This window comes from Burkholderia sp. MSMB1072 (assembly GCF_001524725.1).
In the GTDB taxonomy this organism is placed as follows: domain Bacteria; phylum Pseudomonadota; class Gammaproteobacteria; order Burkholderiales; family Burkholderiaceae; genus Burkholderia.
On record NZ_LOYC01000006.1, the window covers coordinates 77,042 to 85,388 of the forward strand.

At 62.6% G+C, this 8,347-nt stretch carries 7 protein-coding genes; 6 read left to right on the forward strand and 1 reads right to left on the reverse strand.

Going from position 1 to position 8,347, the window contains the following annotated elements; genetic code table 11:
• Positions 1 to 19 precede the first annotated feature (19 nt).
• The gene (locus WS89_RS01920; protein WP_059789328.1) at positions 20 to 1,375 is read right to left on the reverse strand and encodes a polyhydroxyalkanoate depolymerase; all 1,356 of its coding nucleotides are present in this window, start codon (positions 1,373 to 1,375) and stop codon (positions 20 to 22) included.
• A 286-nt stretch (positions 1,376 to 1,661) separates the two neighbouring features.
• Between WS89_RS01920 and WS89_RS01925 the strand changes: the two genes are divergently transcribed.
• The 6 genes from WS89_RS01925 to WS89_RS31590 all read left to right on the forward strand — a co-directional run.
• On the forward strand, positions 1,662 to 2,324 hold the full coding sequence (locus WS89_RS01925; RefSeq protein ID WP_059504106.1) for a glutathione S-transferase family protein: 663 nt from the start codon (positions 1,662 to 1,664) through the stop codon (positions 2,322 to 2,324).
• A 238-nt stretch (positions 2,325 to 2,562) separates the two neighbouring features.
• The gene (locus WS89_RS01930) at positions 2,563 to 3,810 is read left to right on the forward strand and encodes a cyclic nucleotide-binding domain-containing protein (RefSeq protein WP_059789329.1); all 1,248 of its coding nucleotides are present in this window, start codon (positions 2,563 to 2,565) and stop codon (positions 3,808 to 3,810) included.
• 12 nt (positions 3,811 to 3,822) lie between these two features.
• A complete protein-coding gene (locus WS89_RS01935) occupies positions 3,823 to 4,587 on the forward strand; it encodes a flagellar motor protein (RefSeq protein WP_059789330.1) in 765 nt (254 codons plus the stop codon).
• Positions 4,588 to 4,655: 68 nt separating this feature from the next.
• Positions 4,656 to 5,324, forward strand: coding sequence for an OmpA/MotB family protein (locus WS89_RS01940; RefSeq protein WP_059789331.1), 669 nt, complete (start codon positions 4,656 to 4,658; stop codon positions 5,322 to 5,324).
• Positions 5,325 to 5,495: 171 nt separating this feature from the next.
• Complete coding sequence (locus WS89_RS01945) at positions 5,496 to 7,358, forward strand: methyl-accepting chemotaxis protein (protein ID WP_059789332.1); 1,863 nt, start codon at positions 5,496 to 5,498, stop codon at positions 7,356 to 7,358.
• Positions 7,359 to 7,582: 224 nt separating this feature from the next.
• Positions 7,583 to 8,347: ParA family protein (locus WS89_RS31590; protein WP_082741761.1), on the forward strand; the 765-nt coding region annotated here is incomplete at its 3' end.

Consider the following 8,347-nt stretch of genomic DNA (forward strand, 5'->3'; position numbering starts at 1 on the left):
CACTGTGGCGCCACCGCGTTCAGTGCGCGTGATCCGATTGCGTTTCGGCCGCCGAGTCGACCGCGGATGCCCGTGCATCGAGCAGCGCGCGCAGCGTGACATAGTGCGCACCGCTCGTGTCGCCTTGCGCATCCGCGGTGCGATCGTACGGCTCGTTGTCGTGGATCGTCGCCCGCACGATCGGATAGATCTGCGTTTCCCACCGGCTGCCGTTGAACACGCCGTAGTGCCCCACGCCCGTCTGTACATGGTGCGTCTTCAGGTACGACGGCAACCCCGAACACAGTTCCTGTGCCGCCACCGTCTGGCCCACGGCGCAGATATCGTCCTTTTCGCCTTCGATCGTCAACAGCGCGGTGCGATGAATCGCCGCCGGTTCGACGAGCGTGTCGCCCACCGACAGCTCGCCGCGTGCGAGCGCGTACTGCTGGAATACCTTCTCGACCGTTTCCAGATAGAACTCCGCGGTGAGATCGGCCGTCGCGAAGTATTCGTCGTAGAAGTGCCGCAACGTATCGGCTTTCGCGGGGTCGCCTTTCGCGCGCTCGTAGTACAGATCGGCGAACGACGCCGCATGCCGGTCCGGGTTCATCGACATGAACGCGCCGACCTGCACGAAGCCCGGATACACGCACCGCTGCGCGCCGACGAAACCCGCCGGCACCACGCTGATCAGGTTGCGCGCGAACCATTCGATCGGCCGGCTCGTCGCGAGCGCGTTGACCTTCGTCGGATTCACGCGGCAGTCGATCGGGCCGGCCATCAGCGTCAGGCTCGCCGGTTGCGCGGGATCGCCGCCGGCCGCCATCAGCGCGACGGCCGCCAGCGACGCGACGGTCGGCTGGCAGATCGCCAGCACGTGCGCGTCCGGGCCGATGTGGCGGATGAAGTCGACGACGTGCATGACGTACTCGTCGAAACCGAAGCGCCCGGCCGCCAGCGGGATGTCGCGCGGGTTGTGCCAGTCGGTGATGTACACGTCGTGGTCGGCCAGCATCGTGCGCACCGTGCCGCGCAGCAGCGTCGCGAAGTGCCCGGACATCGGCGCGACGATCAGCACGCGCGGCTGGCGCGCGACCGGCCGAGCCTTGCGGAAATGCAGCAGCGTCGCGAACGGCGTCGTTGTCGCCGCTTCCTCGACGATCGGCACCGTTTCGCCGTCGACGACGACCGACGCGATCCCGAACGGCGGACGCCGGTGCGAGAACGCGCAGCATTCGAGCAGCTCGCACAGCGCGTCGACCATGCGGCCCGTCGGTGTCGACGTCGCCGGCGGCCACAGCGACATCGTCGCGCGCGTGGCGGCTGCCCATGCACGCGCCGGGCGCAGGCATTCCGCAGACCATTGATAAAACGGATAGGCAAGCAGGTTCATGACCGTCGCTCGTGACGCTGCATTACAGGGAACGAGGCAAGCCGTATGCCAGCGTGACGCTGGCACGCGCGTTGCAGCGGTTCGGGAGCGCGGCGGCACGCGCGGGACGTGATGGCGGAGGGGAAGGTGACGCGCTGCCTTGCCGGCCGGGCGTGCGACACGTGTCGCGATGCCGTGCGACGTTGCGCCGGTTCGGCGAACGGACCGCACAGACGTGGTGCGGCCGGTCATGCGGTGCGTCCGTTTACGGTGCAGGGGCACGAACGACATTCAGCAGGGGAGCGACATGGAATCCAACGCACGGACGACGCTGACCATCAGCAGCCGCAATTACTCGTCGTGGTCGATGCGCGGCTGGCTGCTCGCGAAGCTGAGCGGGCTCGCGTTCGAGACGATCAGCGTCCCGATCGACGCCACGTCGCGCGCGGAGCTGCTGCTGCTGTCGCCGTCGATCCTCGTGCCGTGCCTGACGCACGACGGCAATGCGGTGTGGGACACGCTCGCGATCGCCGAATACCTGAACGAGATCCGGCCGCAGGCGCGGCTGCTGCCCGACGACCGGCATGCACGCGCGCATTGCCGGTCGATCTGCGGCGAAATGCATTCCGGCTTCAGCGCGTTGCGATCCGCGCTGCCGATGAACCTGCGCGGGCATTTCCCCGGCTTCCGGATCTGGTCGCGTGCGCAGCACGACATCGAGCGGATCGTGACGATCTGGCGCGAGTGCCTGGCCGAGTACGGCGGCCCCTGGCTGTTCGGTGCGCAAATCGGCATCGCCGACGCGATGTATGCGCCGGTCGTCACGCGCTTCCTGACCTACGACGTGAAGCTCGAACCGGATGTCGCCGAATACTGCATGCGCGTGCTCGCGCATCCGTTCGTCGCCGAGTGGATCGACGCGGCGAAGGCCGAGCACGAAGACATCGACGAACTCGACATGGAGTTCTGACCCGACGCGGGCGGCGGCAGGCTTTCAATTTCGCTACACGTGCAGTGGGCGAAACGAATGATCGATGCGCCCGCGCGATCCGCAAACGTTTTCCCTTGATTTCGGTTCGGAACGAGGACGAATTCCCTAAAGGATGTTGCGCCCGATGACGTAAACGAGTCACGGGGACGACTCGCGATCGCATGCTTCAGACTTGCGACGCGCAGTCCGCAACAACCAGCGCAGCAGGGGAATCGACTTGAATCGTCAGCAATCGTGGACGCGTACCGCGGCGCCCGGAGAAATCATTTACTCGGAGGGCTTCGCGGGCGAGCCCGTCATCTTCCTGATTACCGACGGCAAGGTCGAGCTGTCCACGCGCTGCGACGACAAGCGCGTGATCGTCGCGACGCTCGGCCGCGGCGAGTTCTTCGGCGAATCGGCGCTGCTCGCCGCCGAACCGCGCGCGCATACCGCGAAGGCGCTTTCGTTCTGCCAGCTCACGGTCGTGCCGGCCGGCATGCTCGATGAAGAGATCGAGCGCGTGTCCGCGCTGCTGCGCCATATCGTGCGAACGATGATTCGCCGCGTGAAGCGCAAGGACGACCAGCTTGCGACCTACACCCATGCGGATTTCATGCCGGGCGTGCTGTCGTATGCACACGTGCTGTCGCTGATGGCCGGCGCCGACGCGCGCGAACCGGGCGACACGTGGGCGCGCCGGCCGATGCAGGCGCATGCGGCCGAGACGTCCGTGCCGCTCGCCGACGTGATCCGCAAATGCCGCGCGATCGCCGGCCATTCGCGGCCGCACGTGCTTGCGATGCTGCGGCGCATGGAGAAGCTCAACCTCGTCACGATCGAAGCCGCGCAAGCCGATGGTGGCGGCACGACCGACTATGCGGCGTCGTCGGATGCGCGCCAGGTCGTCACGTTCGACGCTGCACGCGTGATCGACCGCGCGCAGCAGGTCGCCGATCACGATCTCGACCTGTCGATCAACAGCGAACTCGAACTCATCGAACTGGCCGATCTCGAATCGCTGATCGGCGTCGACAAAACGCTGCTGCTCAACAAGCTGTCGAACGGCGAGATCGCGGAAGAAGTGTTCGCGTTCCGCAAATCGAAGGTGCTCAGCTACGTCGAACAAAAGGGCGTCGCGTATTTCTCGCGCCGCAACGCGCGCCGCGGCGGCGACGTGCGCGCGCTCGAAGATCTCGTGTGGATCGACCAGCGCACGCTGTTCGACGTGATCAGCGCGTTCGATACCTACGATCTCGCGAAGTTGATCGCGAACCTCGATGATCGCGCGGTGGCCGACAAGCTGTTTTCCGTGATGACCGAGGCACGACGCAACGAGGTGTCGTGGGTGATGCGCCGCGAACTCAAGCTCGATCCGGTCGAGATCGACGAGATCGAGCAGCGCGTGTTGGAAGCCGTACGCGCGGCGAAGGCGCCGATGGCGGGTGCGGCGTCCGTCGCGTCGACTTCATCGTCGGACGCTTGATACGGGGCGCGTATGGATCTCTTGACTCTGGTCGGTGTGGTGCTGGGTGGCGCGGCGATCGTGTTCGGGTTCGCGCTGGAAGGCGGACACTTCTCGATGCTGTTCCAGTTCGAGGCGCTCGTGATCGTGCTCGGCGGCACGCTCGGCGCGGTGATGATCCAGAACACGTGGGCGCGCTTCTTCGACGCGGTGAAGCAGTTGCGGCTCGCGTTCGTGCGCGCACGCGAGGTCGATCGCAAGAACCTGTCCGACCTGCTCGAATGGGGCGACCGCGCAAAGCTCGACGGGCTGCTCGCGTTCGAATCGATGGACGTGAGCGGCATTCATCCGTTCGCGCGACGCGGGCTCGAACTGCTGGCGAACGGCGTGTCGACCGCGGTGCTCGAGGATGCGTTGCAGCGCGAACTCGACGCGTACGAACGCAGCCGCCTCGCGGCCGTGCGCGTGTGGCAACAGGCCGGCGGCTATGCGCCGACCTTCGGCATTCTCGGCTCGGTGCTCGGGCTCGTGCAGGTGACGAGCCATATTCTCGAACCGGCTCAGCTCGGGCCGGGCATCGCGGTTGCGTTCGTCGCGACGCTGTACGGGCTCGCGTTTGCGAACCTCGTGTTTCTGCCGCTGTACGGCAAGCTGCGCGCGCAGATCGACAGCGAGATGCGATTCCGCAAGCTCTATCTCGACGGCTTGCTCGCGATTTCGCGCAAGGAGTCGCCGCATACGATCGAGACGCGGTTGACCGGCGATGTGCGCGGGCGGGCGGCGGATTCGCTCGCGTGATGTTCGTGCGCTTTGTGCTTGCGTGTATCTGCACCAGTACCGTATGACGAACCCGGATTCACGACAGCATGACTGCTAGAACCGATGGCGCATCCGCTGCCGATCGCGACGATGACGAACTCGAAGGCGCGCAGTCCGGCCGCTGGCTGATCTCGTACGCGGACCTCATCACGACGCTGATGGTGCTGTTTCTCGCGCTGTATGTGCTGCAGCTCGCGAAATACAACGCGCTCGATGCGCGGTATCAGACACTCGCGCGGCAGGCCGGTGGTGCTTCTAATGCTACCGATGTTGCTGCGCCCGCTCATGCGCCGCCATGGCTCGCGTTGCTCGATTCGTTGAAATCGAATGGACGCATTTCACTGGTGAAGGCGCCGCACGGCGTCGAGATCGGTATCGACGCGAAGATCCTGTTCAACGTCGGCGATGCGCGCTTGCTGCCCGATTCGTCGCCGGTGCTGAACCAGATCGCGCAGGCACTGAGCGCGCATGCGACGGGCGATATTCTCGTCGAAGGTCACACGGATAGCGTGCCGATCGCGAACGCGAAGTATGAATCGAACTGGGAGCTTTCGTCGGCGCGCGCGGGGAGTGTGGTGCGCTATCTGACCGAGCGCGGTGTTGCGCCGCATCGGCTGGCGGCGATCGGGCGGGCGGATACGCAGCCGCTTGTTGCGGGGGATGATGCGGCTTCGAGGGCGCGAAACCGGCGGGTCACGATCTTCGTTGCGTATTGATCAGCGCGTCGTATTTGCGTTGCCTTCGTCTATATAGGCGGCCGCATATGCTCGCCCGTCAACGACATAACGAATCTCGAATGATCGCTATCTGAAATCAGCGATGCGGTTCTGCGCCCGCCTGCCGATAACCCAATCTGGCTCAGACCGAGCGGTTATCGAGGGTTCCCCATGCATTTCTGGCGCAAGCTTTCCATTCAGAACAAGCTGATTCTCAGCATGACGAGTTGCCTGCTCGTGTTCGTCGCGATATCGAGCGGGCTCAGCGTTCGGCTGATCGGCAACGCGGTGCGCGATCGAGTCGTCCGCGAAGAGTTGCCGACTGCCGTGAACGGCATCCGCGCCGACGTGCAGCGCCAGATGGCCGGCCCCATCGCCGCGTCGCGCATTCTGGCGCGCGATGCGTTCCTGCTGCAATGGGAAGCCGACGGCGAACCCGACGCCGGCACGCGCAACTGGATTCAGCTCGCGAAGAACGTGAAGGACGAGCAGAAGGCCGCGTCCGTGCAGTGGGTGTCGGTGAAGAGCGGCAACTACTACAACGAAGCCGGCCTGCAGCGGAAGGTGACCGACAAGGATCAGTGGCTGACCAGTTTCCTGTCGTCCGGCAAGGCGTACGACGTGAACATGGATCGCGAGGTGACCGTCGGCGGCTACATGATGTTCATCAACAGCCGCGTGGAACTCGACGGCGTGCCGATCGGCGCGGCGTGCATGAGCCTGTCCGTCGATGCGCTCGCGAAGGGCATCTCGGCTTACCGGATCGGCGAGACCGGGTTCGCGTATCTCGTGCGGCCCGACGGCGCGATCATGATGCATCGCGATACGTCGCTGATCGATGGCAAGCATTTCCTCAAAGATGAACCGGGGCTGCCGGGCGATGCGTTGTCGACGCTGCTCGTCGGGAAGCCGTATGCGTATCTCAGTTACGAGGGAGATGGCGGCGCGCGCTTCATCGCGACGTCGTTCATTCCAGAGTTGAATGCGTATGTGGTCGTCCAGGTGCCCCAGGCCGAACTGCTCGGGCCGGTGACGCGTGCGATTCGCAGTGCGGCGCTGGTCGCAGCGGTGGTGGGCCTCGGGGTTGCGCTGCTCGTAATCTGGCTGGTGGGCCGCGCGATTGCTGCGCCGATCAGGCGTGCGGCTACGCTGCTGTCGGAGATCGCCAGCGGTCAGGGCGATTTGACGCGCCGGATGACGGTCGAGAGCGAGGACGAGATCGGACAGCTGTCGGAGGCGTTCAACCGATTCGTGTCGTCGCTGTCGACGCTCGTTCATCGGGTTCGGGCGGCTTCGGCTTCGATTGCGACCGGGTCGGCGCAGATTGCTTCGGGGAATGCGGATTTGAGCGAGCGCACCGAAGGGCAGTCGAGCAACCTGGAGCGGACGGCTTCGTCGATGGAAGAGATCACGGCCGTGGTGCGTAACAACACCGAGACGGCGACGACGGCCGCGAAGATGATCAACGGCGCGGCGGATACGGCGGCGCGCGGCGGGCAGGTGGTGGGCGAGGTCGTGACGACGATGGAGCAGATCAGTGACGCTTCGCAGAGGATTTCCGAGATCATCGTGATGATCGACAGTATCTCGTTTCAGACGAATATTCTGGCGTTGAATGCTGCGGTGGAGGCGGCGCGGGCGGGGGAGCAGGGGCGGGGGTTTGCTGTTGTGGCTTCGGAGGTGCGGAATCTGGCGCAGCGCAGTGCGCAGGCGGCGAAGGAGATTAAGTCGCTGATCGAGCATAGCGCGGGGACGGTGGGTGCCGGGTCGCGGCTCGTTAGTGAGGCGGGGAAGGTGATGAGTGATGTTGTCTCGCAGGTTCAAGGCGTTAGCGCGATGATGAGCGAGATTGCAGAGGCTAGTCTGGAGCAGAGTGCCGGGATCGATCAGATCGGGGATGCGGTGCAGTCGCTCGATCAGATGACGCAGCAGAATGCGGCGTTGGTTGAGGAAAGTGCGGCGGCCGCAGAGAGTTTGAAGCAGCAGGCGGCGGAATTGACCAGGTTGGTTTCGGCTTTTAAGGTTGAGAGGTAAGGGCTCGTTTGCGGGTTGGGGTGGCGGGCTTAGGGATGACTGCCGTGGAGTTGCGGCGGCGTTTATAATGAAACATATTTCCAGAGGGGGCGTAATTGTCGTGTCGTGACCAGTTCGACTCTAGGCGGTTCCTGATGCAACCATGTCATTGCGCATCCGCACAGACAAAACGCTTACAATAAGCGACAACTTACTCCAACTGAGGCGTCGGGGGCGCCGTTTCAATGAAAGCAATTTCGATCTTCAACAATAAAGGTGGGGTGGGAAAAACCACGCTTACTTTTCATTTGGCACATGCACTTGCCGAACTTGGTCATAAAACTCTTTTGATAGACTTGGATCCCCAGTGCAACCTAACAATTCTGGGAATGGACGAAGAGGAACTGCATGGGATCTGGGAAAAAGAGGACGCCTATATCGATGATTTCGCCGCTGCGCGGAAATCAACAACGACTCGAAATTTCAAAACACTGACGGCCGAGACTCGGTCGATTCATTTTTTGCTGAAGCCGACTGAGGATGGTACGGCAGAAATTTCACTTAATCCGCCACCATATAAATTGGCGAAGAATCTTGATCTTATTCCTGGTCGACTGAGTGTTCACTTATTTGAGGATAAGATTTCCAAGATGTGGAGCGATGTCTATCAGGGTGATCCGCAGGCAGTCCGCATCGTTACTAGGGTTCGGGAGATTGCCAAGGAGTACGCTGCTGAATTTGGGTATCAGTATGTAATTATCGATACCTCTCCCAGTCTGGGCACATTAAACAAAGTAATTATATCCACAACAGACGGCTTCTTAATTCCGTGCATGCCTGACATGTTTTCCCTCTATGGAATCAGAAATATCGGAAAGGCGCTTACAATCTGGAAAAAGCAATTCGATACTATTTTTAGTCTTTTGTCTTCTGATAAGCGAAAAGCATTTCCGCAAGAATTTGTCAGATTGCTTGGCTTTACAATTTATAATGCGAAGAAGTACACTAAG